Source organism: Thiomicrospira sp. S5, from assembly GCF_003991075.1.
Lineage (GTDB): Bacteria > Pseudomonadota > Gammaproteobacteria > Thiomicrospirales > Thiomicrospiraceae > Hydrogenovibrio > Hydrogenovibrio thermophilus.
The window spans coordinates 401,042-424,548 of record NZ_CP014470.1 but is presented as its reverse complement, the minus strand read 5'-3'; the positions used below and the strand labels follow the sequence as shown (position 1 = coordinate 424,548).

Below are 23,507 nucleotides of genomic sequence, written 5' to 3'. Positions count from 1 at the left end.
AACCCTTGGCATCATCCCCATAAGCTAGTTAGCTTAAATTTTCAGGAAAAACAATGGAATATAAAGATTACTACGAAATCTTAGGTGTGGAACGCAGTGCCTCGGAAGCGGAGATTAAAAAAGCCTACCGCAAACTGGCCGCCAAGCATCACCCCGACAAACCGAGCGGGGACGAAACCAAATTCAAGGAAATCAATGAAGCCTACGAAGTATTGGGCGACACCGAAAAACGTCAAATGTACGACCAACTCGGCCCCAACTACCATAATGGCCAAAACTTCCAACCACCACCGGACTTTGAAAGCATGTTCGGCGGCGGGTTTGGCGGTGCCGGTGGTCAGGCCGGCGGCTTCAGCGACTTTTTCGAATCCATGTTCGGCGGCGGGTTCGGCGGGCAAGGCGGTTTCGGACATCAGGGCCAAGGCTTCCAACAAAAAGGCGACGACCAAATCGTCAAGGTGTTGGTGACGCTGGAAGAAGCCGTCAATGGTGCGGCGAAATCCCTGAACCTGCAAATGCCGAACCCCAACCAGTTCGGCCAGGTCTCGCACCAGCCGAAACAGTTGAAGGTGAAGATTCCGGCCGGGGTCAAGCAAGGTTCGCGCATTCGCTTGAGCGGTCAGGGCGCGCCCGGTTTCGGCGGCGGTCCGAACGGCGACCTTTATCTGGAAGTGGATCTGCAAAACCACCCGCTTTACAAAGTGGATGGCGACGACATTATCCTCAACCTGCCGCTGACACCGTGGGAAGCGGCGCTGGGCACCAAGGTCGAAATCCCGACCCTGAAAGGCAAGGTCAATATGAACATTCCGGCCGGCACTCAATCCGGTTCGAAACTGCGCATCAAAGGCCGCGGCCTCGGCAAAAACGATAAAGCCGGTAATCAGTTCATCGTGGTACAAATCCACACACCACCGGCCGACAGCGACGACGCCAAAGCCTTTTACGAAGACATGGCCACGAAAATGCCGTTCAATCCGCGCGAACACTTCTAAAGCGTTCTCGCTCCTGAAACGAAAAAACCGCCAGGCCTGGCGGTTTTTTTATATTGATTTGATACCCACCGCCGACTGGAGTCGACGACGGTTCAAACATCAAATTTTGAACGGCAAACGTGCATGCAACTGGAAGTTACGACCCATGCCCTGCGCATACCCTTTATAGGTATCGAGGAAGTCACGATACTGCACATCCATCAAGTTCTGCACGGTCAAATCCAGGTACAGGCGTTGCTTGCCGAATTTGAACCCGGTACCCGCTTCCAGATTCCATAACCAGTAATCTTTGGTGGACGCCGTCCCGAATGGCGTGCTGTCGAACTGGCTGAACGGCTCGTAAGGCCCGGCCGAATCCTTCTCGGCCACATACTTGGTGCCCAAGCCGACATACGGTTTCGCCAGATACTGACCGCTGCCGAAGGTGTACTGCGCGCCTAAGGTCGCATTGTTCGCCGGCATCAACGGCAGATCGCGATTGTTCTTGGTATCGCGCCCTTGCATGATTTCCGCGGTGGCCTGCCATTGCAGCTGCGGTGTCATACGGTAAGTCGCCGACCATTCGATCCCTTGAATCAACGCATTGGTTTGCGAATTAACCATCAGACGATATGGATAATTCAGGTTCTGCGTCGGTTGGCAATCGCCTTCGTGGTCGCAATACTCTTCGGTCTCGGTGTTTTCCAGCACGATGTAGTTATCCACCCAGTTGGAGTACACCGACAAGGTCGAGTGCAGGTTTTCCGACTGCCAGGTCGCCGCCAGCTCGGTGTTGATGGAGGTCTCGGCTTTCAAATCCGGGTTACCCAGTTGGTAGGCCTGCACCCCGCCGTGCGCGCCGGAGGCGTAGAGTTCAAAAATGGACGGCGCGCGGAAGCTGCGTCCCAGGTTACCGGTGAAGGTCCAGTTGGACGTATAGTGATAGGCCACGCCCAAAGCGCCGGACCAATCAGAGAAATCGCGCGAATTGTTCGAGCTGTTATACACCCCGGTTTCATCCCAGAAATGGGCGTTTTCCGAGCTTAACGGCGCTTTGACATGCTGACTGTCGTAGCGCGCACCCACTTCCACATCCCAAGGACCGAAGGATTGTTTTTCCACCACAAAGATGCCGGCGCCATCTTCGGTCGCACTCGGCGTCAAATGACCGGAACGCAAATCCTGGTCTTTGGTGTAACCGCTGACACCAAACTCACCTTGCCACCCGAAGAATTCCGGATGCTCCACCGCCAACTGGTAATCATCGCGGTGAACGACGATGTCGAGATATTCCTCGTCATCCTTGTAATCGTCCATGTCCTCGTAAGTCACTTCATGCATCGCCTGACGCTGGTTGCGGGTATGGGCGTATTTCGGTTTGATGACCCAATCCCCGGCGAAAAACTCGGCCTTCAATTGGGTTTCGGAGTTGGTCAGATTTTGCCCGGCGGACGGAATCAATTCATATTCACCCGGCGCCGCTTCCACGCCCAGATAGTTTTGTTTGGACTCCCAATAATTGTGGCGTAATTCCACTTCACCCCAATCACCACGGTAACCCGCGCCGATCACGGCCGACTCGCCTTCAAAGTTGGTGTAAGGCGTGGTACCTGTGACCAAGGGTTTGGTGCCCGGCGGATCGCCCGGGGCCACATCGCCCGCTTCCGGGCCGTCCGGCGTGACGAAATCGTTGCCGCGGCGTTTGGTCACGCCCCCGACCAAACCGAAGCCATTGGATGACAGTTTGGCCTTGGCGCCAATCATGGTTTCGTTATTATTGGAATTCACCTCCCCCATCAACTCACCGGACGCTTTGGTTTCACCCGGCCCGGCATAATCTATTTGTGGGCCGACCACATTCACCGCCGATTTCACCGCCTGGCTGGAATACTTCAAGCCTTGCGGGCCGCGAATCACTTCCAGACGTTCGGTCAAAGCCGGGTCCACATTCGGGTTATGGCGTGTGCCTTCCGCCTGATACTCCATGGTCATGCCATTGGACAACACCGGCAAACGCAAAGAAGTATCGCCGCGCACCACCGGCTTACCGGATTGCGGGCCAGTTTCCAGGGTATTCACGCCGGGCAAGCCGTCCAGCGCTTCACCGAGGGAAGCGGTGCCGTTGCGATCCATTTCCGTTTTGGAGGGTTGTAAGGTGGTGGACGTACTGATGTCCACCGGTTCCAACGGCGGATTCAATTGCGATTCCACGGAAATTTTCTGTAATTGGGTTGTTTGGGTCTGCTTGCTGTCTTCCGCCCAGGCCGCGTTCACCGACGCGCCACTGGCCAACAGAATGGCAGACACGAGTTTCTTGCGAAGCATGTCTTTCTCCTGAAAAGGATTTCTCTTACTGATTTTTAAGGGGAATTAAATAAAAAGAATCAATCAGGAGAAGGCCGGCGGGGCACGGCTGAAATAGACCGCCGCGAAGGTGGCGGCAAACGACAGGATGGAATCCGGGCGCCACACATCCCGATAAACGGGTGTCTGCGGCAACTCGAATGTCGGCGTGAAGGCACTGGCTTGGTGTTCCACACCGTCGAAGACATTACACACTTCGGTGTGTTCATGGAACGGATGAATCTCGGCGTGCAACAGAGCCGCCGTCTGCGCGAACAGCAACACGAACGCCAGCAACAGGTGTCGCCAGGACACCGTGTCAGCGCCAAAAGGCTGAAACCATCGCTTCGGCAGTGTGTTTGTCAGGGTTCGTTGATTCATCGTCAAAAATACGGGTTCGTTACAGGTTGTTGGAATATTCACTTAACTGTTCTGAAACAACCCGCGTCGGTTACTTCTTTACATTTTTGTCATTACATTGTGTTACATAATAACATTCTCTATTTTAGCGCCTCCTGACATGAAATCCAGAGATAAATAAAATTTATTTCAAAAAGTCACCCAAATGGCCAGGCCTGGTGGTTTTTCGGTTTGTTTGACAGCTTTATGAAAGGCGCGGATTCGGCATGATTTTTTCAAACCGCATGGCTATAATGAAACCAATCGTTGCACAAAATCACTTATAGAAGGATGCGCCATGTCTTTGTCACCCTACGCCGGAAAAGCTGCCCCACAATCCATTCTGGAAAACATTCCCAAACTGATGACCGACTACTACAACTTGATTCCCGATGCCAGCAATCCGGATCAAGCGGTCGCCTTCGGCACCTCCGGCCACCGTGGCAGCGCCAGCAAAACCGCCTTCAATGAAAACCACATCGCCGCCATTTCGCAAGCGATCGTCGAATACCGCGACGCGCAAGGCATCACCGGCCCGATCTACATCGGCATGGACAGCCACGCCCTGTCGGAAGCCGCCCACGCCACCGCCATCGAGGTCTTTGCCGGCAACAGTCTGGACGTCATCATTCAAGGCAAAGGCCGTTACACGCCGACGCCGGTCATTTCGCACGCCATTCTCACCTACAACGAAAACCGCACTGATGATTTGGCCGACGGCGTCATCATCACACCATCGCACAATCCACCGGAAGACGGCGGATTCAAATACAACCCGCCAAACGGCGGCCCGGCCGATACCGATGCCACTTCCGTGATTCAAGACCGCGCCAATGAAATCCTGATGTCCGACATGCAAGCCATCAATCGTATGCCACTGGCCGAGGCGATGGCTTCCGAATTCGTCAAGGCCGAAGACCTCATCATGCCGTATGTCAAAGACCTCGACAAAATCGTCGATATGAAAGCCATCAAAGACGCCGGACTCAAGCTCGGCATTGACCCGCTCGGCGGCGCAGCGGTGGATTACTGGCAACCGATCGCCGACCATTACGGCCTGAATCTGGAAATCGTCAACAAACACGTCGACCCGACCTTCTCTTTCATGACGGTGGATAAGGACGGCAAAATCCGCATGGACTGCTCCTCGCCTTACGCCATGGCCAGCCTGATTGCCCTGAAAGACGACTACGACATCGCCTTCGGCAACGACACCGATACCGACCGCCACGGCATCGTCACTCCGTCGGTCGGTTTAATGAACCCGAACCACTATCTCGCCGTCGCCATTCAATACCTGCTGACCCACCGTCCGAACTGGTCGGCGGACGTTAAAATCGGTAAAACGCTGGTGTCCAGTTCCATGATTGACCGCGTCGTCGCCTCCTTGGGCAAAACTCTGGCGGAAGTGCCGGTCGGTTTCAAATGGTTTGTGGACGGATTGGTGTCCGGCGACTATGCCTTTGGTGGCGAAGAATCCGCCGGGGCGTCTTTCTTGAAAATGGATGGCACCGTCTGGAGCACCGACAAGGACGGCATTATCATGAATTTATTGGCCGCGGAAATCACTGCCGTCACCGGCAAAGACCCGGGGAAACTGTATCAGGCACTGACCGAACAATTCGGCAATCCGGTGTACAGCCGCATCGACGCACCGGCCAACCGTGAACAGAAAGCGATTTTGAAAAACCTGTCACCGGACATGGTCAAAGCCGACACTTTGGCGGGCGAGCCTATTCTGGACAAACTCACCCACGCTCCGGGCAACGGCGCGGCCATCGGCGGCCTGAAAATCACCACCGAAAACGGCTGGTTCGCCGCCCGCCCATCCGGCACCGAGGACATCTATAAAATCTACGCCGAAAGCTTTAAAGGCCAAGCGCATTTGGATGAAATCCTAAAAGAAGCGCAAGCGATTGTGAGTGATGCGTTGAATGGTTAATTTCTGGAGAGCCAACCATGGATTACTTTGAGGGCATTCTCAAAACACTACTGGAGCACAAAGGCAACTGGGTTAGGCAATCTTTTAAAGTCAATTTAACCAAACAAGAAAAGCGTGACATTGGCAAACATTCAATACCTAGGCCGGAAATAGACTTGCTGGCTTTTAATGTCACCCAGAATACAATTTTGGCACTGGAAGCAAAGTCTTTCTTAGACTCCTCCGGTGTCAAATACGCCGACCTTTGCCAAAACCACGAAATTCCCGAAGGAAAATACAAGTTATTCACCTGCCAAAACTATAGAGAAATCGTTTTAGCCAAATTAAAAGAAGACCTGATTTCAATGAATATGGCCAACCGTGAAACGTCAATCACCCTTGGTCTCGCAGCCGGTAAAGTGTATCAGTCAAAGTCTTTGGACATAGAAACCTTGTTCCATAATCAAGGCTGGTTTTTTTGGTCACCCGAAAAAATAAAAAATGAAATCTCGAACTTGGCATCAAAAGGTTACGAAAATGAGCCTGCCATCATCACGGCTAAAATATTGATGCGCTAGTTCAAGCGTTTGTTTCTAACTATTTTGCAAGCAACACACTGAATTGTTGATGCACTTCGTCTCGATGGTGAATACCTTTCACCTCAAGCGCTTCACCACTATCAAAGTTCAAATGCAGATCATGTTCCACGCGATTGGTTTTGTGTTTACGCGCGCTTCTGGGCTCAACTTTCCAATCGGCGATATCCGCTCGTTGAAAGCGGTGAATTTCCAGAGGAAACAGTAACACCATCTTGTCGTTGTCGGCGTCCACAATCAGTTTTCGGCCCAAGCCTAAGTCCACTTCGTTCGCGGGTTGAAACGCTTCGGTTTCCAACAAACGTTGGTAGGTTTGTGCCACTTCGGTTTTCAGCGCCTGGTGTTGTTTAAAGCCATACCGCAATAACAGCAGCCCCGGCAACACCCACAGCCCCCAGATGGGTAAGGTGTGGATAAAACCGTTTGAAAGCTGGCTAATCGCCAACACCAAGCCGGATGCGACAATCAACGCCACCACCCACATCCATAATTTAAAGCGCGCTAAGTGGCGCGGCGTAAATGTTTGATAAGCCATCCTTATATTTCCTGTTTTATTGCCTGTTTTATCAAGAAGAGCAACTGAGTTGCAACCCTTTTTGTTCCGGACTTGGCGGTTTCTGAAATTCCGCCAGGCCTGGGTGTTCTTCGAAAGGTGAATGCAGTGCTTCCACCCACTGTTCTAATGGTTGATAGTCACCGTTTTCGGCGGCTTCGATAATGCCCTGAGCAATGTAATTCCGCAAGACGATGGCCGGATTGGCGGCCAAAATCCGTTGCTGACGTTCCGACTCGGAAACGCCTTCTTGCTGCAAGCGGGCATCGTAACACTGGAACCAATCGACAAAGGCACCGGGTTGGTTCAACAACGCCATCAATTCACCTTCATCCGGTTGGTTCCATTTCGCCAAGCGGCGGAAAAACAAACTGAAATCCACCCGATGCTGATCCATCAACACCAATAAATCACCAATCAGGTTTTTATCGTCCGGCTGTACGGTATGCAATCCGATTTTACGGTTCATCTCGTCAATGTACTGGCGATTATAGGTTTCCACAAAGGCTTCCAAGGCTTCGTTTTGCGCGGCTTCGTCCAGCACTTTATCGAAGGCGTGTGCCAGCAGTTGGCAATTGGTGACGCCGATTTTCGGTTGCTGGTTATAAGCGTAGCGCCCTTCATAATCCGAATGATTGCAGATGTACTCGATTTGAAAATCGTCGAAAAAGGCATAAGGCCCGAAGTCGAAGGTTTCGCCGAGGATGGACATATTGTCGGAATTCATCACCCCGTGATTGAAGCCCACCGCTTGCCATTTCGCCATCAGCACCGCGGTGCGCTCGCACACGGTTTTCAACAAGGCGGCACTGCGCTGCGGTTCTGCCAGCGATTGCAGTTCCGGGTAATGATGTTCCACCACAAAATTGGTCAGGAATTCAAAGGTGGCCGGGCCTTTGGAGGCGGCCCACTGAAAATGCCCGAAACGGATGTGGCTGGGCGTGACACGCATCAGGCTAGCGCGCGTTTCGAAGGTTTCACGCTGCACTTGTTCGTCGCTGGTGGCGATGGATAAGGCCCGCGTTGTGGGCACGCCCAGCCCGTACAAGGCTTCGGACGCCAAGTATTCGCGAATCACCGAACGCAAAACCGCCCGGCCGTCACCTCGACGGGAATAAGGTGTGCGCCCGGCGCCTTTCAGGTGAAAGTCCCAGGCCTGGCCGTTTTTGTCTTCCCAGCGCCCCAGCAACACTCCGCGGCCATCACCCAAATCCGGGTTGTAATAGCCGAACTGGTGGCCGGTGTATTTTTGCGCCAGCGGCTGCAAATCGAACTCGGCCAAGCTGGCATCCTCCAATTGCCCGGCGGTGAGTGCAAGCAATTGTTCGTCACTCAAGTCGCAATCGATTTCCTGCATCAGCGCCCGATTAACCGCGACGAGACGTGCGTTTTGCTGGGGCTCCGGCCAGACGGGTTGGAAAAAGGATTTCGGCAATTCGAGATATGGGTGCTGTAACATGGTTCAACCTGAGGTTTGGGGTGACGGAATCGCGCGAACTTTCTGCAAATATTCGACAAATACTCGGCAAAGACTGAGCGCGCTTTAAGGTTATTATAACGCGCCTTGTCAAATCCGACAGCTTTCAAAGAGCAGGTCTGGGCGTTTTTCTGTTTTCAGCTTTTTACCAACTGTGACAAGTTCAGACGCATCCGCGGATCGAACAGTTTTTTCTGCGCCAGCCACAAGGCAATCAACACACCCGAAGCAGTGGACACCGTAATCAGAAACATAATCATGATTTGGTATTTAACGGCTTCCATCGGGTCGATGCCGGCAAGGATTTGCCCCGTCATCATACCGGGCAAGGATACGATGCCGGCGGCGGCGAGCATATTGATGACCGGAATCATCGCCGTGTGCAGGCTTTGCTTTTTCAGGAACATCAGCGCTTCTTTAGCGGTGTAGCCCAAGGCCAGTTGCGCTTCGATTTGCGCTTTCTGTTTCACGGCGCTTTTGGTCATGGTATCCAACCCAAGGCCGATGGCGGTCATGCTGTTGCCGAGAATCATCCCCAGCAACGGAATGGCGTATTGCGCTTCGTACCAAGGTTGCGGCTGAATCACCAGCGTAAGCGAGAAAATCGTCAACACCAAAGCGGTCATCGACAGCGACAACAGTCCCACCACAAACGAGCCGGAGAGCAACCCCTTGGTTTGAAAACGGTAGGTCTGCCGTTTGAGAATTTCATAACCGGCGAACAGCAGCATCACCACCGACACCAACGCCACCAGCACCCAACTGTCGGCATTGAACACCCAGCTTAACCAAACGCCCATAAACAGCAGTTGCACCACCATGCGTGCGGACGCCACCCAAAGCTGGCGCGTTTGCTCGAAGCCGTTCAATAGCAGCAACAAGCCGAGCAGCAGAATCATCACCGATAAACCGGCCAAATCATAATAACTCAGGGAAATCATTGTCATATTTTTGTTACACAACCGTCATTTGAAACTCACGCATTTGTCACTTCTACGTCAACTGGACAACTCAGAATAATACAGTTAATAGACGAGTAGAACCGCCGCACGTACCAGACGAGTCCTACGTGCCCTCCGAGCTATCCAAGAAGACGAGTTACGAAGAAACCATTATGCTGAATATCGAACAAACCATTCTCGAAAAATACCCCGATTTCAATCAGAAGCCGGGTGGCAAACAGCTGATTAAATTTCTGAAAAAGCTCACCTACGAAAACGAAATCAACCAGTTCATCGAAGAGAACAAACACCTGCGCGGTTTTGCCTTCCTGGACAAAAGCCTGGAACATTATAACTTCACTTATCAGGTCAACAACCGTTCTTTCAACAATGTGCCGGCCGAGGGGCGCGTGGTCATCGTCGCCAATCACCCGATCGGTTCGCTGGACGGTTTGGCACTGTTGAAATTCATCCGCAGCATTCGCCCGGACGTGCGCATCGTCGCCAATGAAATGCTGGCCAATGTCGAACCGTTTCAATCGTTGTTTTTGACGGTGGACAATATGTCCGACAAGGCCAACCATAAAGAACTCTTCAAAACCATGATCAAGGCGTTGGAAAACGAAGAGGCGGTGATTATTTTCCCGGCGGGCGAAGTCTCACGCATCCGCCCGAACGGCGTGCGCGACGGCAAGTGGAAAAACGGTTTCCTCAAACTGGCGAAAAAGACCCAATCGCCGATTTTGCCGATTTACATCGACGCCCGAAACTCCGCTTTGTTTTATGGTTTGTCCACCCTGTACAAACCGCTGGGCACGCTGATGCTGGTCAAGGAAATGTTCAATAAGAACGACCAACAGATTGCCTTTCATGTCGGGCCGATGATTCCGTGGAAATCGGTGGCGAAATGCGACTGGCCGCTGACGAAAATCGCCAAGCTGCTCCGCAAACACGTTTACCGCTTGAACCACCCCGGCAAAGCGATTGCCAAACTGCCGTTCGAAACCGAAAGCACCATCGCCCACCCGGTGAACCGCAAGGCCTTGAAAAAGGATTTAAAAAACGGCGAGCTACTGGGCCAGACGGTGGACGGCAAGAAAATCTTTCTGTTCGATTACGATGCCGATTCGCCGGTGATGCGTGAAATCGGTCGCTTGCGCGAACTGACCTTCCGCACGGTGGAAGAAGGCACCGGCGATGCCTTTGATTTAGACAAATACGATGCCGATTACCGCCACTTGGTGCTGTGGGATGAAGAGGATTTGGAAATTGTCGGCGCCTACCGCATCGGCGAATGCCAGAAAATCATCGAGAAAAACGGTATGGACGGGCTTTACACCAGCACCTTATTCGACTTGAAACCGGACATCGAACCTTATCTGCCCAATGCGCTGGAAATGGGCCGCAGCTTCGTGCAACCACGTTACTGGGGCAAGCGCAGCCTGGACTATCTATGGTACGGCATCGGCGCTTATGTGATGCGTCACCCGGAAACCAAATATTTCTTCGGCCCGGTGAGTTTGTCGGATGCTTACCCATTGCGCGCCAAAGAACTGATTGTCGCCTTCTTCCAAACCCAGATGGGCTCGCATCAGGATTTGGCCGTGGGGAAACGCCCTTTCGTACCGTCGCCGGACATTCTAGAATTGGCGGAAAAAGAATTCAGCGGCGACTACAAAGAGAGTTACAAAAAGCTCAACAGCTTGCTGACCGAGTTCGGCGTCAAGGTGCCGACTTTGTTCAAACAATACGCGGAACTGTGCGAACCCGGCGGTTGCCGCTTTATCGACTTCAGTGTCGACCCGGATTTCAACGACTGCATCGACAGTTTGATTCTGGTGGAAATCGACAAAATCATCCCGAAAAAACGCGAACGTTACCTGACGCCGGTCACATCCGATTAATCCATCATGCGGTCAAAGGCCGCGTGAGCACCGAATAATAAAATATAACCGTTAAAACGTCCTTGTCTTGAACTCACCGGCCGGTGAGTTTTTTTTGCCCATAAAAAAAGGGCCGGGGAAAATCCGCGGCCCTTGTAATGACAGATAAGATCATTCAATGGTTGGTTTGAATTCGATTTTGACTGAAACCTTCGTGGAAGATTATTTCACTTCCACCTTTTTGGTCTCGGCACTGCGTTCCTTTTTCGGCAGCACAACTTCCAGCACGCCGTCTTCCGAACTGGCGGATACATTTTCGGCATCCACATTATCCGGCAGGGCAAAGCTACGCTCGAACTTGCCGTAACTGCTTTCCACGCGGTAATAGTCTTCGTCCTTGACCTCTTCCTTGGTTTTACGTTCACCGGAAATGGTCAGACGATTTTCTTTCACTTCCACATGGATATCGTCTTTTTTCACACCGGGTAAATCCACTTCGATGTGATAAGCGTAATCCCCTTCTCGTGTATTGACGGTCGGTGAAAACCCGGCCACATTCGATTCCGTGGGTTTCGGCATCATTTTTTGCAGCCGGTTTTCCAAATCCCGCAATTCACGAAACGGTTCCAACGTTCTTAAAAACATACTCATCGCACAACCCTCCTTTTAAAGAGAACAATACAACTTTCATTCAACGGCTATATGGGGTTAAGAAATTGTTATTCAAGTCTTTTCAATAAAAAACCGTACCACTAAAATATGACAAAATGCCGGACGCTCGTCAACACCTTTTAAGACTTTTTACTTAATACACATCAAGTTTTCAAAACAACCAGGCCTGGCCACTTTTCTTCTAATCGGAAGACCAGCGGTTGGACACTTTCGGCACTCCGGCTATACTGAATCACAGATACGTTTCACTGCGGAGACGCCATGACCGATTCCACCCATACGCCGAAAGCGCTAAAATCACTGGAAACGCTTTTGCATCAAGACATCCCGCTCACCCAGTCCATGGGGTTGCAGGTCATGGAGGCCACCGCCGACTCCCTGCGTTTACGCGCGCCTTTGCAAAACAACATCAACCACAAAAGCACCGCTTTCGGTGGCAGCCTGTACGCCACGGCCGTGCTCACCGGCTGGGGATTGATTCATCTCGCCCTCACCGAACACGATTTACACGGCCACATCGTCATTCAGGAAAGCCACACCCGTTTTTTGAAACCGGTGAAAGCCGACATCGAAACCCGTTGTCGATTCGAATCCGAACCGCAATTGGCGACCTTTCTGAAAACATACCACCGAAAAGGCCGCGCCCGCATTCAATTGACCACGGAAATATACAATGAAGCCCAGGAGCTGGCGACGGTGTTTGAAGGCCAATATGTGGTGCACCGCTGACCAAGTGAAAACGCGAATGCTTTTTATTCTGAAAGGCGCTCGCAACACCCTGTTTTATCAGCGTTTTAAGCGGATATTTCTTAAAAAACCCTTACCGGCTGTGGTAGCATTAAGGTAACTTTTTATTATGGTCAATAAACATGATAAATATAATAAAAGCCGTATTGCTAAGCGGTCTGATTGCACTCTCAGGTTGCACCGAAAAACCCGATAAGACACTCAACATCATTGCCAATTCCTGGATCGGTTATTCGCCTTTATTCTATGCCAAGGAAAAAGGCTGGCTTGATGAACACGACATCCGTCTTTCCAGCGTGGTCTCCCTCGGCGAAAGTCTGCACATTTACCAATCCGCCAAGCTCGATGCTTTCGCCGGCACGCAATACGAATATCAGACCATGTACCGAAAAGACCCGTCGGTGATTCCGATTCTGCTGTTGGATCGCTCCAATGGCGGCGACATGATCATGGGGAATCGTTCACTCGACGCCATCAAATCCGAAAACGGTCCCATCAATGTTTATCTGGAAATCAACAGCATCAATTACCCCGTCTTCAACGACTTCATCCATCAGCACAAACTGGAAGGCAAAACCTTCAACTACATCAACCGTGACCAGCTCAAACTGCAATCCGTTGCCGCGAGTGAAACAGCCCCTTCACTGGTCGTCACTTACACCCCCTACAACCATGAACTGGAAGACCAGGGCTTTCAAACACTGGCCTCCACGGCAGACAGTTTAAACCTGCTGGTGCTGGATGGACTTTTTACCACTGAAAACCGTTATCACGCCCACAAAGACCAGATGCTGGCACTGAAAACCCTGATCAACCACGCTATCCAGGCGCTGCATGATGACCCGAAAGAGTACTACGAAAAGGTCAAACCCTATCTGGAAAACAGCAGTTTCGAAGACTTTCAATCCAGTTTGAGCACCATCGAATGGTTGAATAAAGGTATCTCTCCGGCGCTGCAACAACGTTTGGACGATGCCAACTTTCCCACGAGGGATCTGCTGTAAATGATCTCCATCCGTCGCTTCTTTATCACCGCTATCGTCGCTCTGGTTCTGGTTTTCTACGGAGTGTTCTTATATTACTTCCTCAACGACCAGCAAAAGAAAACCGACCTCATTCTGGAAAACATCCGCCACGACCTGTCGGAAACCGCTTACGTCGTTTCCACGGAAATGGCCACACCGCAAGATTTGCGCGAGTTCAAGTCTTTTCTGCACCGTAAAGTCGCCAACAATCCACTGGTCGCGGCCATGGCGATTGCGTCGGGCAGCAAAATCCTGATTACGACCGAACACGATATCCGTTCCGCGCCACCGAAAAAGAACACCCAGGACAAACTGAAAGGCTTATCGGCACATGAAATGTTGCGCTACGATATTTATGAAACCGACATTCCGTATTTCATCCAGAACCAACCGGCGTATTTGAAGCTGTATCTGTATATCGACAAAGCCTATCTGGAAAACTATTTCGCCGAAAACACCACCAATTCACTGCTCTTTTTCGGCGTGGTGCCGTTACTGCTGCTCGGCTTGTTGTGGGGGCTGCTGAAACGCTTCGTCACCAACCCGTTGGAACTGTTACGCCAGTACGCCTATTACCAGTCGGAAATTCCAAAACGTTTCAAGCTACGTGAACTGGAATACATCCGCGCCTCCATGGTACAAACCTTCACCCGCCTGGACGAAGAAAAAAGTGAATTGTATCGCCTGGCCCGAACCGACAACCTTTCCGGCCTCGCCAACCGAAACCATCTGAATGAACGCTTGAACTGGCTGATTTCCGAATTCTCCCGTTCCGGGCAGGAATTCGCCCTATTGTTCATGGATTTGGACAACTTCAAAACCGTCAACGACACCTTGGGCCATGAGGTCGGTGACAAACTGTTGCGCAATGTTTCCAGCCTCATCAAACAGGTCTTGCGCGACTACGACATCATCGCCCGTGTCGGCGGCGACGAATTCGTCATCGTCGTCAACCACCACGGCAACGAACACGAGCTCATCAATATCATCCAACGCGTCATCGAAAAAATCAGCGACGTGCATTTGGTGGACAATCATCCCGTGAAAGTGTCCGCCAGTGTCGGCGTGGTGCTGTACCCGAAAGACGGCCAATCCATCACCACCCTGATGAAAAACGCCGACATCGCCATGTACGAAGCCAAGAACGCCGGCAAAAACCAATTCAAATTCTTCACCGAATCCCTGCACCAGCAGCTGGTGCATGAAATCGAGTTGGAAAACAACATGCAACGCGCTCTGGACAACGGCGAGTTTGAACTCTATTACCAGCCGAAAATCTCCGTCACCACCGGCCAAGTGACCGGCGCCGAAGCCTTGATTCGCTGGATCGACCCGAACAAAGGCGTGATTACACCGGACCGATTCATACCGTCGGCGGAAAAGTCCGGCTTGATGGTACCATTGGGCGACTGGGTACTGGAAACGGCGGTACGCCAGCAAATCGACTGGAAAAAGCGTGGATTGGGCGACTTCCAGGTGTCCGTCAACCTGTCGCCGGTGCAACTGATCAACAACCACTTTGAAGAAAAACTCAATCGACTGATTCAGGAAAGCGGCATCACGCCCAGCAAGCTCGACGTGGAAATGACCGAATCGCAGTTCATGGAAAACTCCGAGCAAAACCTCAGCCTGTTGCACGCCATCCAACAAAAAGGCATTTCCATCTCGCTGGACGACTTCGGTACCGGCTATTCCTCACTGGCGTATTTGAAAAAATTCCCGATCAACACCCTGAAAATCGACAAAACCTTTATGGACGATTACGACACCGAATCCGGTGCGATTTTCATCGAAACCATTATCAAGATTGCTCAGACACTGAATCTGAATGTCGTGGCCGAAGGCATCGAACATCCGGAACAACTGGATTATCTGGTGAAGACGGGCTGCGAAACCTATCAAGGCTTTTTCTGTTCGCGGCCATTACCGGCGGCGGAATTTGAAAAGTTTCTGACGATGGAAAAGAGTTGCTGTCAGTGAGCCCGTTTCCGAATCTGAAAAACCGCCAGGCCTGGCGGAAATGTCGATAACCCAATCGATTAATCGACCGAATCCGCTTCCATTGCAATTAAAGCTCGTACTTTTTATCGGTTTTCGGGTCAGTACTCAACTAAAGATTTTGCTTCTCCCGCGACATCCAACAGCATCATCGCCTGGGTGTAAAAATCATCCGCCAGGATCGTAGAGGTAAACACCAGAACCGTGATATCGCTTTCTGGATCGTATCGCATGGACGTCAAATAACCCATTTGAGCGCCATCATGCCCATATCCCAGGCCATCCGTGTAGGTGATACCCAACCCATAATAGCCATGTTGTTCATCGGCCGGAAGCACGTCTTTCATCATGCTGACCGTATTGTTATTAAGGCCGGCTTGGCCGGTTAATAACAAGTGTAACCATCGGGTGAGGTTTTCCGGGGTGGTCACGACATTGCCTTCGGCCACCGAGGCGGACAAGTTAATAAACGAGGTTTCAAACTCTTCGCCTTCGACAATCGTGTAACCTTCAAAATACGGTTCGGGCAGAGCCTGATCCGTTCCTTGACTCGGAAATGTAGTGTCACTGAGATTAAGCGGATCTAAAAAGGTTTGCTGAATATAGTCGCTGTAAGACAGACCACTGATGTGCTCAATGATGGCACCCAGCATGGCGTATCCTGTGTTGCTGTAATGAAATTCTGTATTTGGCGGCGTGAAGGACAGGTTATTTACCGCGTCAACGCCAATGAATTCTTCCAGGGTGAAAGTATGATCCGGTTCTTCCAAGGTTTCCATCACGTAATCCGCATAGTATTGGCCCGCATAAGGTTGCTCTACGGTATCCGGAATCGGATTATTCTTAATATCGAACACGCCCGCACGGTGCTGCAACAATTGGCGAATGGTTATGGTGCTCTTGTAGGGAACATTATAGTTCGCCGTGTCAGGTAGGTAAGTCTCAGCACGACCGGGTATGGTCATGTCCACCGTATCATCAATATTGAGCAACCCTTGTTGATGCATCATCATAATCGCGGCCGCGGTGAAAGTTTTTGCGGTACTCGCGCCACGAAAATGAGTATTCACATCGGCATTTCCGTCAAATCCCTGATGGGCAAAATAATCGCCGTTTGGGCTGATCAAACGCACGCCCATGCCACCCTTGGAAAATTGGTGTTCTTGTTTGAAGTCTATCCACTGCTGATCGACCATTTCTTCCAATTTCTGCTGGGTTGACGGATCGCTGTTACTGCTCGATTGACAGGCCGAGATGAAAACGGTCATGGCGAAAAGCGCGGCCAAAGACCTTAAGCTGGAAAATGTCATTTATATGATTCCTTTTTTCCGAAAATTTAAACATTAATGAATGCTATTTATTAGAGAATTGCCTTAGTTGATAAGCCGTATCGCCCTGCTTGACCTTGGTGGCCGCCTGGCGCTCTAAGCTGAGGGTGGGCGATGTATTCGATGACGTATTCGATGACGAATCGCTATCGCTTTGGCAACCGATCACCAGCGCCGAAATGGCCAACGCCAGAGCCGATGGCAGAACCCATTTTGCGGATTTGAACGAAGAGGCGATATTCATGGTGTTCTCCAAATTTTTTGCACAGACAATGTGCAGATGAAAGGTTTTTAATAGCAGTTTAAAGAGTTACAGCTAAGCTGGCTTCCACTGAGCGCTACTTTAAAAAAAGATAACCACCAGGCCTGGTGATTGGAGGGATTAACCCGAATGTTTTATGAATTTGTGCTGAGATTGCGCAGCACCTTGTTTTCACGAGGAAATTTTCGAAGAAGTGTCGTATCCACGATTACGACCGACTGAGAAAATATTTCTTGTGGAATCAAGGAGCAAGCAAGGTCGGTGCAAATTTGTGAAATATTCGGGTTAGGTTGTTTTTAGCGCGCGAATGTCGCCAGGCGCAAACTCGAAACGCTTTTTGAAGGCACGATAGAACCAAGAGGGGTTGTTGAAGCCCACTTTGTAGACAATCTCGGTAATGGGAGTGGAAACATAGTCAGGGTTCGCGAGAATATCATAGGCTTTTTGAAGACGGACATTCAGCACATAATCGGTAAAGCTCGTTTCTTCCTCATCAAACATGGCGCGGATATAGCTTGGCGAGATACCATGACGCTTTGCAATCCAGTTAAGCGATAAGTCCCCACGATAATAGTGAATGTTTATATCGGCCTTCACCGCCGCCATCCGCGCTTGCTTTAAGCCATGTTGGCGTGCGTGAATGGCATAATCCGAGTGTGCGCCCATCGCTAATGCCGCCAAGTCGATGAGCTGATTGGTCTGGGCGAGGATATTAATGAGCTCAGCCGGATTTTCTTCCATGAGGTGGAGTGATGCGCGTGTGAGGTGCGTGAGAACTTCCTGATCTAAAATCGGTCGATGAGAGCGCTCAAAACGAGTCACCAGTGGCTCAAACAGCGTGCGCGACAATTTCAAGTTCAGCATGTGGGTCTGTCCACCTTCAAAGGTGATGATCCCTGGGCGGTCATTGTAGCTGAAGCAACCCATGCCGGGGGCACACTTGATGTCTCCTTTTTGCTCAATGGACGCATTCCATGCAGAGCGTCCTGAGGGCGTCAGCCGCGGGTTGAGCAACAACGTAAAATCGTCATTGCCGTCCTGAACGTGTTTTTTATTTCTGTGGACAATAATGGGCGACGTTTTAACCCAACCGATTGAAATGCCGGGTAAAAGCCGAAGCTGTGTTTCTATGGTCGGAATCTGTTTGTTCGGTGTGCGCAACTCAATGTTTGCAATCGCCGCATAGATATCCTGCGCGGCCTCAATGCGTTCTTTCAAAGGGAAACTTTGAGTTGAAAATTTAATAAGAGCCATATTTTCCATTCAGATTCGGCAGGCGGCTAACCGCCTGCCGGACTTAAGCCAAAACAGACCTGATTGATACGGCAATCGCTATAAAAACCAAACCGACTATAACAAGGAGAACGGCCGCATCCCACACAGAATAATTATAACTTACTCCGGCAGTGTTTTGAATTTGGTCACCTCATCCAGTCCGTCATCCCAAGCCGCTCGGCTGGCGGTAAAAATATGCGCGGTGGGTCGCAGCGAAATTTCAGTGTCCAGACACCCTGCGGGTACAACGAGCCCTCCATCCGATTGAATGTTTGGCACGGCGGAACCACATAACTGACAAAAACTTTTTGTATGACGCGTGCCCGGAAGGGTAAAAGAGGTCACCGACTCGACACCTGACCGCCAGGTAAGTTTGGCTGACGACGAAAATAAATTGGCCGCATGCGCCGACCCCGTATCTTTTTGGCAATAGTGACAATGGCACAGAAAAAAGCTGTCGAAATCGCCCTTTATCTCAAATCGTACAGTGCCACACAGGCAAGAACCTAAGTAATCCGGCATAAAGCTCTCCTTCTTTTCTCGTGGCTTTAGGTAGTCATGTTGCGGTTGAAACAGCGGATGGCTTGAATCAGCGGCTTGAAGGCATCAGGGATTTTTATTAGGCCTGGTGATTCGGCGGTGTCCGACTGCAACAGCCATTCAAACAGGGTTTGGTCACTTTCTGAAAGTAACGCCTCCAAGTCATCCATTTGATCTCTATGATGCGGGTTCTGTGGGTTTAGGTGATGACAGTAGGACGACAGTAGATATTCCACTTCTGCATTGCCGCGCCGACAATTGAACTGCAGTCGTTTCCACTGCAAAAGCTGCTGTTCAGATTCCACTGTCATGGGGTAATTTAATCCAATTGCTTTTCAATCATCAAGCTTTTCAGTTCATTGATGGCCTGACTCGGATTCAACCCTTTCGGGCAACTGGCGGTGCAATTCTGGATATTACGGCAGCGGAAGGTCTTAAACGGATCGTCCAAGGTTTCCAATCGTTCGCGCGTGGTGATGTCGCGGCTGTCCACCACAAAACGCCGCGCCGCCAACAAGGCGGCCGGGCCGTGAAACTTATCCGGGTTCCACCAGAAAGACGGGCAACTGGTCGCACAACAACCGCACAGAATGCATTCGTAACTGCCATCGAGTTTTTCACGCTCTTCGGGACTTTGCAGGAACTCATGGTCCAAATCGACGTTTTGACCAGGCCTGGTCGCTTTCAGGAAAGGGTCTACCGCGCGGTAATGGTCGTAAAACAATTCCATGTCGATAATCAAATCGCGAATCACCGGCAAGCCCGGTAACGGTTTCAACACCACCGGATCGCGTAGGCTGGACATTCGCGTAATGCAGCTCAAATGGTTTTCGCCGTTGACGTTCATGCCGTCCGAGCCGCACACGCCTTCCTTGCAGGAACTGCGAAACGCCAGTGTCGGGTCCTGTTCGCGCAGTTTATCCAACGCTTCCAACAACATCATGTCGTCGCGAATCTCCGCATCCGGCAACTCATAATCCTGCATGTAAGGCTGTTCATCGACTTCCGGGTTGAAACGATAAATGGAAAACCGCATTGCTTTATCCTTTTGTTAGTACACGCGAGGCTTGGGTTCGAATCCGGTCACGGTCAACGGCGTGACGCACACCGGCTTATAACGCAGACGATGGCCGTCCAGAAAATACAGGCTGTGCTGCAACCAGTTTTCGTCGTCACGCTCGGTAAAGTCCACGCGGGAATGCGCGCCGCGACTTTCCGTTCGTTCAATCGCGGAATGCACGGTCGCATACGCCAGCGTCATCAGGTTTTCCAGCTCCAGCGCTTCCATGCGTTCCAAGTTGAACGCCCGGCTGCGGTCGTGCAACACCGCTTCATCCAAACGCTGTTGAATCGGCTCCAAGGCTTCAATCAACGCCTGCATGGATTCCTGGTTGCGGAAAACCCCGCAACCCTCCTGCATGGCGACTTGTAAATCGTGTTTGATGGCGGCAATGGACTCCTTGCGGTCATGCGCTGGCGCTTCCCATTTGTTCAGTCGCGCTTCCACCGGCGCCAAATCCAATCGGCGGTCGAAGTTGCGGTCCGATTTCTGCAAGTTCAACACCCGTTCGATTTCCTTGGCGGCGGCCCGTCCGAACACGACGATGTCCAACAAGGAGTTCCCGCCCAAGCGGTTCGCACCGTGCACCGACACGCAAGCGCATTCGCCCACCGCATACAGGCCCGGCACACTGATGGCCTGACCGCTTTCATCCAGCGTCTGCACCTGACCGTGGAAATTGGTCGGAATGCCGCCCATCATATAATGCGCGGTCGGATACACCGGAATCGGGTCGTCGCACATATCCAAGCCCAAAAACGTCAAACCGATGTCGCGAATGCCCGGCAAACGCTTTTTAATCATCTCCGAATCGAGATGAGTCAAATCCAGCAACATATGGTCTTTATTGGGGCCGCAACCGCGTCCTTCTTTCACCTCAATGGCAATGGCGCGTGACACCACATCCCGCGACGCCAAATCCTTCACATGCGGCGCATAACGCACCATAAAGGCTTCGCCGTCGGCATTGCGCAACACGCCGCCTTCGCCCCGCGCCGCTTCCGACAACAACATGCCTTTGTTCGCCACGCCGGTCGGGTGGAACTGCCAGAACTCCATGTCCTGCAACGGCAAGCCCGCGCGCAGCACCATCGCCAAGCCGTCGCCGGTGTTGATTTTGGCGTTGGTGTTGGTTTTAAACAACTGGCAAGCCCCGCCGGTGGCCACCATCACCGCATGAGCGCGCAATAATTGGTATTCACCGTTTTGCAGGTTCATCACCACCATGCCACCGATATGACCAACTTCATCCTTGACCAAATCCACCGCAAAAAATTCATCGAAAAAGGTCGTGCCCGCCTGAATGTTCTGCTGATACAGGGTTTGCAAAATGGCATGTCCGGTGCGGTCCGCCGCCGCACAAGTGCGCGTGGCCTGGCTTTCGCCGAAGTTTCGGCTTTGGCCGCCGAACGGTCGTTGATAAATTTTGCCTTGCTCGGTGCGCGAAAACGGCACGCCGAAATGCTCCAACTCGCGCACAATTTCAGTGGCTTCCCGGCACATGAATTCAATCGCATCCTGATCGCCCAGATAATCACTGCCCTTGACGGTGTCGTACATATGCCAGTGCCAGTTATCCTCGGTCAGATTGCCCAAGGCCGCATTAATGCCGCCCTGCGCCGCCACTGTATGCGAACGCGTCGGAAACACTTTCGACACCACCGCCACGCGCAAATCCGACTTGGCCAATTGCAACGCAGCCCGAAGCCCCGCGCCCCCGGCTCCGACAATCACCGCATCAAAATGAAAGGTATCGACCTGCTGCAATGAAACCATTTCGCCTCTCTTCTCTTTATTCTTTAAAATCTCAGTTCGCAACCAACTGCACGGCTAAAAACACGCCATCGGCCAACACCAACAACCACACCAACGCCCAAAGCCATAATCCCGCTTGCAAGGCTCTGCGTGGCAGATAATCCAGCAACACATCCCGCAATCCGATCCAGGCGTGTACCATCAACAACCCGAAGGCCAGCAACGACGGCCACAAAAACAACCAAGACGTCATCGCCGCTTGCACCTGCGCGACCGATTCCGTCGGCGCTTGCCACCAATACAACGCCGCCAAAGGGAAATACACCATCAGATACCAGGCGCTGAATCGTTGCCAAACATGCGCTCTCAAGCCGGATAACACGTTCATAACCAGACTCCCGCAAAAATCACTACGACTCCAATGGCAAACAACGCCAGCAACAGCAGGCCGGATTGCCGCCCTTTTTGCGGCTGGCTTTGCCATTGAAAGGCATTATGCTCCATCATCAAGTGCCGCACGCCAGCCAACCAGTGAAACCACAAGCTGACGGCAGCGAAAAACCAAATCAACTGCCCCAGCGGATGCGTCAGGGCGTGTAAGGTGTCCACTCTTTGTTCGGGAAACAAAACCCACAGATTCAACCAGGCCAGGCCGGTCAACAGGAACAACAACAGTCCCACTCCGGTGATGCGGTGCAAAATGGAAAGAATGGCGTTTAACGGAAAGCGAAAGGCGAACAGATTGAGGTAAACAGGGCGTTTGCCGGGGTGGCGATACATAAAGGAACTCCTACCTTGTCACGGCCGCTGCGTAGCGCCGTCGCGTTCATCCCCCGAATGACCGGAGGCATGACTGTCCATGAGATAATTCCAAGTATACTCCATACCCAAAATAAGGTTAACCCCACGATTTATAAAATTCACCAGGCCTGGTGGAATTATGTTTTTTACGTATTTGAAATAGAAACGGCAAAATGGATAGGGTAAGATTTAAATTGTCACTGCTATCAGGATGTATGGCGGCAGTTTATATGCCAAACAGAAAGAATATATACTAACCAAACACCCAAGCCTACCGCAAAAATATGCAGTCATTTAACTTAATCATTAATACCTTTATTGATATTCAACATGGATGAAAAAATTAAAGCGTCATGGGAAAGGACACTTCATCCTGAGACGCTTAAAACAAACATTATTACTGCTTCTATATTTTCAATGGCTTTTGAAATGCTCAAGAGTAGCATTATCGAAAAAATTGAAAGTTTTTTTACAGATGGCTTTGACGAAAATGGAATGACTGTTAGTCCAGAATATAAAGAGAAGGTACTTTCTCTCAACAGAAGTCCTCTCTATGCATCATTAAAATGGCTTCAAGACATGGATGCTATTGACAGTAAAGACTTAGAAAAATTCGAACATATTAAAAATTGTCGTAACACTTTAACTCATGAAATGCTCAAATTTGCTTCGTCAGGTGTGGATTTTGATGTCGGAGAAGCATTTGATGAAATGGTAAAGCTATTACGCAAGATAGAAATTTGGTGGTTCGAAAACATAGAAATGTCAATAGCTCCAGAAAATTATCCTAAAGACCTTGACTCAGAACAAGTGATACCAGGACCTTTATGGAATCTTCAAATGCTTATTGACATCGCGTTAGGTCCCGAAGAAGAAGCACGAAAATATTATGACCTATTTGTCGCAAATGCAGACAAAACTTAATCAAAACCACGTATAAAAATAATTTTCAGGGCA

At 51.0% G+C, this 23,507-nt stretch carries 23 protein-coding genes; 8 read left to right on the top strand and 15 right to left on the bottom strand.

The features are described from left to right. Positions 1-53 precede the first annotated feature (53 nt). A complete protein-coding gene (locus tag AYJ59_RS01960; protein WP_127119170.1) occupies positions 54-995 on the top strand; it encodes a DnaJ C-terminal domain-containing protein in 942 nt (313 codons plus the stop codon). A gap of 99 nt (positions 996-1,094) precedes the next feature. Here AYJ59_RS01960 and AYJ59_RS01955 read toward each other — a convergent pair whose 3' ends face one another. Beyond that, a complete protein-coding gene (locus AYJ59_RS01955; RefSeq protein WP_127119169.1) occupies positions 1,095-3,299 on the bottom strand; it encodes a TonB-dependent receptor in 2,205 nt (734 codons plus the stop codon). A gap of 63 nt (positions 3,300-3,362) precedes the next feature. Beyond that, on the bottom strand, positions 3,363-3,704 hold the full coding sequence (locus AYJ59_RS01950; protein WP_127119168.1) for a hypothetical protein: 342 nt from the start codon (positions 3,702-3,704) through the stop codon (positions 3,363-3,365). 310 nt (positions 3,705-4,014) lie between these two features. On the opposite strand from AYJ59_RS01950, the gene pgm reads away from it, so the two are divergent. Further along, entirely contained in the window at positions 4,015-5,658 is a 1,644-nt protein-coding gene (gene pgm / locus AYJ59_RS01945) for a phosphoglucomutase (alpha-D-glucose-1,6-bisphosphate-dependent) (protein ID WP_127119167.1), read from the top strand. Between the two features lie 17 nt (positions 5,659-5,675). After that, entirely contained in the window at positions 5,676-6,215 is a 540-nt protein-coding gene (locus tag AYJ59_RS01940; protein WP_029938995.1) for a hypothetical protein, read from the top strand. Positions 6,216-6,234: 19 nt separating this feature from the next. Here the strand turns inward: AYJ59_RS01940 and AYJ59_RS01935 are convergent, their stop codons facing one another. From AYJ59_RS01935 to AYJ59_RS01925, 3 genes are all read right to left on the bottom strand, one after another. Beyond that, positions 6,235-6,768 (bottom strand): hypothetical protein, encoded by a 534-nt coding sequence (locus AYJ59_RS01935; protein WP_127119166.1) that lies wholly within the window; start codon positions 6,766-6,768, stop codon positions 6,235-6,237. Positions 6,769-6,799: 31 nt separating this feature from the next. Continuing rightward, positions 6,800-8,245, bottom strand: a complete 1,446-nt coding sequence (locus AYJ59_RS01930; RefSeq protein WP_127119165.1) for a protein adenylyltransferase SelO — start codon at positions 8,243-8,245, stop codon at positions 6,800-6,802. A 155-nt stretch (positions 8,246-8,400) separates the two neighbouring features. Further along, positions 8,401-9,210, bottom strand: coding sequence for an ABC transporter permease (locus AYJ59_RS01925; protein WP_237260358.1), 810 nt, complete (start codon positions 9,208-9,210; stop codon positions 8,401-8,403). Positions 9,211-9,377: 167 nt separating this feature from the next. Between AYJ59_RS01925 and AYJ59_RS01920 the strand changes: the two genes are divergently transcribed. Next, a complete protein-coding gene (locus AYJ59_RS01920) occupies positions 9,378-11,108 on the top strand; it encodes a GNAT family N-acyltransferase (protein WP_127119164.1) in 1,731 nt (576 codons plus the stop codon). A 201-nt stretch (positions 11,109-11,309) separates the two neighbouring features. Here the strand turns inward: AYJ59_RS01920 and AYJ59_RS01915 are convergent, their stop codons facing one another. Then, entirely contained in the window at positions 11,310-11,738 is a 429-nt protein-coding gene (locus AYJ59_RS01915) for an Hsp20/alpha crystallin family protein (protein WP_206197891.1), read from the bottom strand. Between the two features lie 282 nt (positions 11,739-12,020). Between AYJ59_RS01915 and AYJ59_RS01910 the strand changes: the two genes are divergently transcribed. The 3 genes from AYJ59_RS01910 (at position 12,021) to AYJ59_RS01900 (ending at position 15,511) form a co-directional block, all read left to right on the top strand. Continuing rightward, positions 12,021-12,488 (top strand): thioesterase domain-containing protein, encoded by a 468-nt coding sequence (locus AYJ59_RS01910; protein WP_127119163.1) that lies wholly within the window; start codon positions 12,021-12,023, stop codon positions 12,486-12,488. 140 nt (positions 12,489-12,628) lie between these two features. Beyond that, positions 12,629-13,510, top strand: a complete 882-nt coding sequence (locus tag AYJ59_RS01905; RefSeq protein WP_127119162.1) for a hypothetical protein — start codon at positions 12,629-12,631, stop codon at positions 13,508-13,510. Further along, positions 13,511-15,511: a putative bifunctional diguanylate cyclase/phosphodiesterase gene (locus AYJ59_RS01900; RefSeq protein ID WP_127119161.1), complete on the top strand. Its 2,001-nt coding sequence runs from the start codon at positions 13,511-13,513 to the stop codon at positions 15,509-15,511. Between the two features lie 119 nt (positions 15,512-15,630). Here AYJ59_RS01900 and AYJ59_RS01895 read toward each other — a convergent pair whose 3' ends face one another. The 9 genes from AYJ59_RS01895 to sdhC form a co-directional block, all read right to left on the bottom strand. Further along, positions 15,631-16,839, bottom strand: a complete 1,209-nt coding sequence (locus AYJ59_RS01895; protein WP_127119160.1) for a serine hydrolase domain-containing protein — start codon at positions 16,837-16,839, stop codon at positions 15,631-15,633. 43 nt (positions 16,840-16,882) lie between these two features. Continuing rightward, the gene (locus AYJ59_RS01890; RefSeq protein ID WP_127119159.1) at positions 16,883-17,101 is read right to left on the bottom strand and encodes a hypothetical protein; all 219 of its coding nucleotides are present in this window, start codon (positions 17,099-17,101) and stop codon (positions 16,883-16,885) included. A gap of 303 nt (positions 17,102-17,404) precedes the next feature. Beyond that, positions 17,405-18,382 carry a helix-turn-helix transcriptional regulator gene (locus AYJ59_RS01885; protein ID WP_127119158.1) on the bottom strand — a complete coding sequence of 326 codons (978 nt, stop codon included), beginning with the start codon at positions 18,380-18,382 and terminating at the stop codon, positions 17,405-17,407. A gap of 132 nt (positions 18,383-18,514) precedes the next feature. Further along, positions 18,515-18,916 carry a GFA family protein gene (locus AYJ59_RS01880; protein WP_127119157.1) on the bottom strand — a complete coding sequence of 134 codons (402 nt, stop codon included), beginning with the start codon at positions 18,914-18,916 and terminating at the stop codon, positions 18,515-18,517. A 26-nt stretch (positions 18,917-18,942) separates the two neighbouring features. Continuing rightward, positions 18,943-19,245 carry an FAD assembly factor SdhE gene (locus AYJ59_RS01875; protein ID WP_127119156.1) on the bottom strand — a complete coding sequence of 101 codons (303 nt, stop codon included), beginning with the start codon at positions 19,243-19,245 and terminating at the stop codon, positions 18,943-18,945. Between the two features lie 8 nt (positions 19,246-19,253). Then, entirely contained in the window at positions 19,254-19,970 is a 717-nt protein-coding gene (locus AYJ59_RS01870) for a succinate dehydrogenase iron-sulfur subunit (protein ID WP_127119155.1), read from the bottom strand. 15 nt (positions 19,971-19,985) lie between these two features. Further along, entirely contained in the window at positions 19,986-21,770 is a 1,785-nt protein-coding gene (gene sdhA, locus AYJ59_RS01865) for a succinate dehydrogenase flavoprotein subunit (RefSeq protein ID WP_127119154.1), read from the bottom strand. A 31-nt stretch (positions 21,771-21,801) separates the two neighbouring features. After that, positions 21,802-22,137, bottom strand: coding sequence for a succinate dehydrogenase, hydrophobic membrane anchor protein (sdhD, locus tag AYJ59_RS01860; protein WP_164730721.1), 336 nt, complete (start codon positions 22,135-22,137; stop codon positions 21,802-21,804). Further along, complete coding sequence (gene sdhC / locus AYJ59_RS01855) at positions 22,134-22,529, bottom strand: succinate dehydrogenase, cytochrome b556 subunit (protein ID WP_127119152.1); 396 nt, start codon at positions 22,527-22,529, stop codon at positions 22,134-22,136. The genes sdhD and sdhC overlap by 4 nt, the downstream gene beginning before the upstream one ends. A 351-nt stretch (positions 22,530-22,880) precedes the next feature. Between sdhC and AYJ59_RS01850 the strand changes: the two genes are divergently transcribed. After that, the gene (locus AYJ59_RS01850) at positions 22,881-23,474 is read left to right on the top strand and encodes a hypothetical protein (protein WP_127119151.1); all 594 of its coding nucleotides are present in this window, start codon (positions 22,881-22,883) and stop codon (positions 23,472-23,474) included. Positions 23,475-23,507: the final 33 nt, after the last annotated feature.

Excerpts from the sequence above, each read along its gene's own strand:
- AYJ59_RS01905 (WP_127119162.1), top strand. The coding sequence starts at position 12,629 with ATGATAAATATAATAAAAGCCGTATTGCTAAGCGGTCTGATTGCACTC.
- AYJ59_RS01850 (WP_127119151.1), top strand. The coding sequence starts at position 22,881 with ATGGATGAAAAAATTAAAGCGTCATGGGAAAGGACACTTCATCCTGAG.
- AYJ59_RS01910 (WP_127119163.1), top strand. The coding sequence starts at position 12,021 with ATGACCGATTCCACCCATACGCCGAAAGCGCTAAAATCACTGGAAACG.
- AYJ59_RS01890 (WP_127119159.1), bottom strand. The coding sequence starts at position 17,101 with ATGAATATCGCCTCTTCGTTCAAATCCGCAAAATGGGTTCTGCCATCG.
- AYJ59_RS01960 (WP_127119170.1), top strand. The coding sequence starts at position 54 with ATGGAATATAAAGATTACTACGAAATCTTAGGTGTGGAACGCAGTGCC.
- pgm (WP_127119167.1), top strand. The coding sequence starts at position 4,015 with ATGTCTTTGTCACCCTACGCCGGAAAAGCTGCCCCACAATCCATTCTG.
- AYJ59_RS01920 (WP_127119164.1), top strand. The coding sequence starts at position 9,378 with ATGCTGAATATCGAACAAACCATTCTCGAAAAATACCCCGATTTCAAT.
- AYJ59_RS01870 (WP_127119155.1), bottom strand. The coding sequence starts at position 19,970 with ATGCGGTTTTCCATTTATCGTTTCAACCCGGAAGTCGATGAACAGCCT.
- AYJ59_RS01895 (WP_127119160.1), bottom strand. The coding sequence starts at position 16,839 with ATGACATTTTCCAGCTTAAGGTCTTTGGCCGCGCTTTTCGCCATGACC.
- AYJ59_RS01925 (WP_237260358.1), bottom strand. The coding sequence starts at position 9,210 with ATGACAATGATTTCCCTGAGTTATTATGATTTGGCCGGTTTATCGGTG.
- AYJ59_RS01955 (WP_127119169.1), bottom strand. The coding sequence starts at position 3,299 with ATGCTTCGCAAGAAACTCGTGTCTGCCATTCTGTTGGCCAGTGGCGCG.
- AYJ59_RS01930 (WP_127119165.1), bottom strand. The coding sequence starts at position 8,245 with ATGTTACAGCACCCATATCTCGAATTGCCGAAATCCTTTTTCCAACCC.
- sdhA (WP_127119154.1), bottom strand. The coding sequence starts at position 21,770 with ATGGTTTCATTGCAGCAGGTCGATACCTTTCATTTTGATGCGGTGATT.
- AYJ59_RS01935 (WP_127119166.1), bottom strand. The coding sequence starts at position 6,768 with ATGGCTTATCAAACATTTACGCCGCGCCACTTAGCGCGCTTTAAATTA.
- AYJ59_RS01900 (WP_127119161.1), top strand. The coding sequence starts at position 13,511 with ATGATCTCCATCCGTCGCTTCTTTATCACCGCTATCGTCGCTCTGGTT.
- sdhD (WP_164730721.1), bottom strand. The coding sequence starts at position 22,137 with ATGAACGTGTTATCCGGCTTGAGAGCGCATGTTTGGCAACGATTCAGC.
- AYJ59_RS01885 (WP_127119158.1), bottom strand. The coding sequence starts at position 18,382 with ATGGAAAATATGGCTCTTATTAAATTTTCAACTCAAAGTTTCCCTTTG.
- AYJ59_RS01880 (WP_127119157.1), bottom strand. The coding sequence starts at position 18,916 with ATGCCGGATTACTTAGGTTCTTGCCTGTGTGGCACTGTACGATTTGAG.
- AYJ59_RS01940 (WP_029938995.1), top strand. The coding sequence starts at position 5,676 with ATGGATTACTTTGAGGGCATTCTCAAAACACTACTGGAGCACAAAGGC.
- AYJ59_RS01875 (WP_127119156.1), bottom strand. The coding sequence starts at position 19,245 with ATGACAGTGGAATCTGAACAGCAGCTTTTGCAGTGGAAACGACTGCAG.
- AYJ59_RS01915 (WP_206197891.1), bottom strand. The coding sequence starts at position 11,738 with ATGAGTATGTTTTTAAGAACGTTGGAACCGTTTCGTGAATTGCGGGAT.
- sdhC (WP_127119152.1), bottom strand. The coding sequence starts at position 22,529 with ATGTATCGCCACCCCGGCAAACGCCCTGTTTACCTCAATCTGTTCGCC.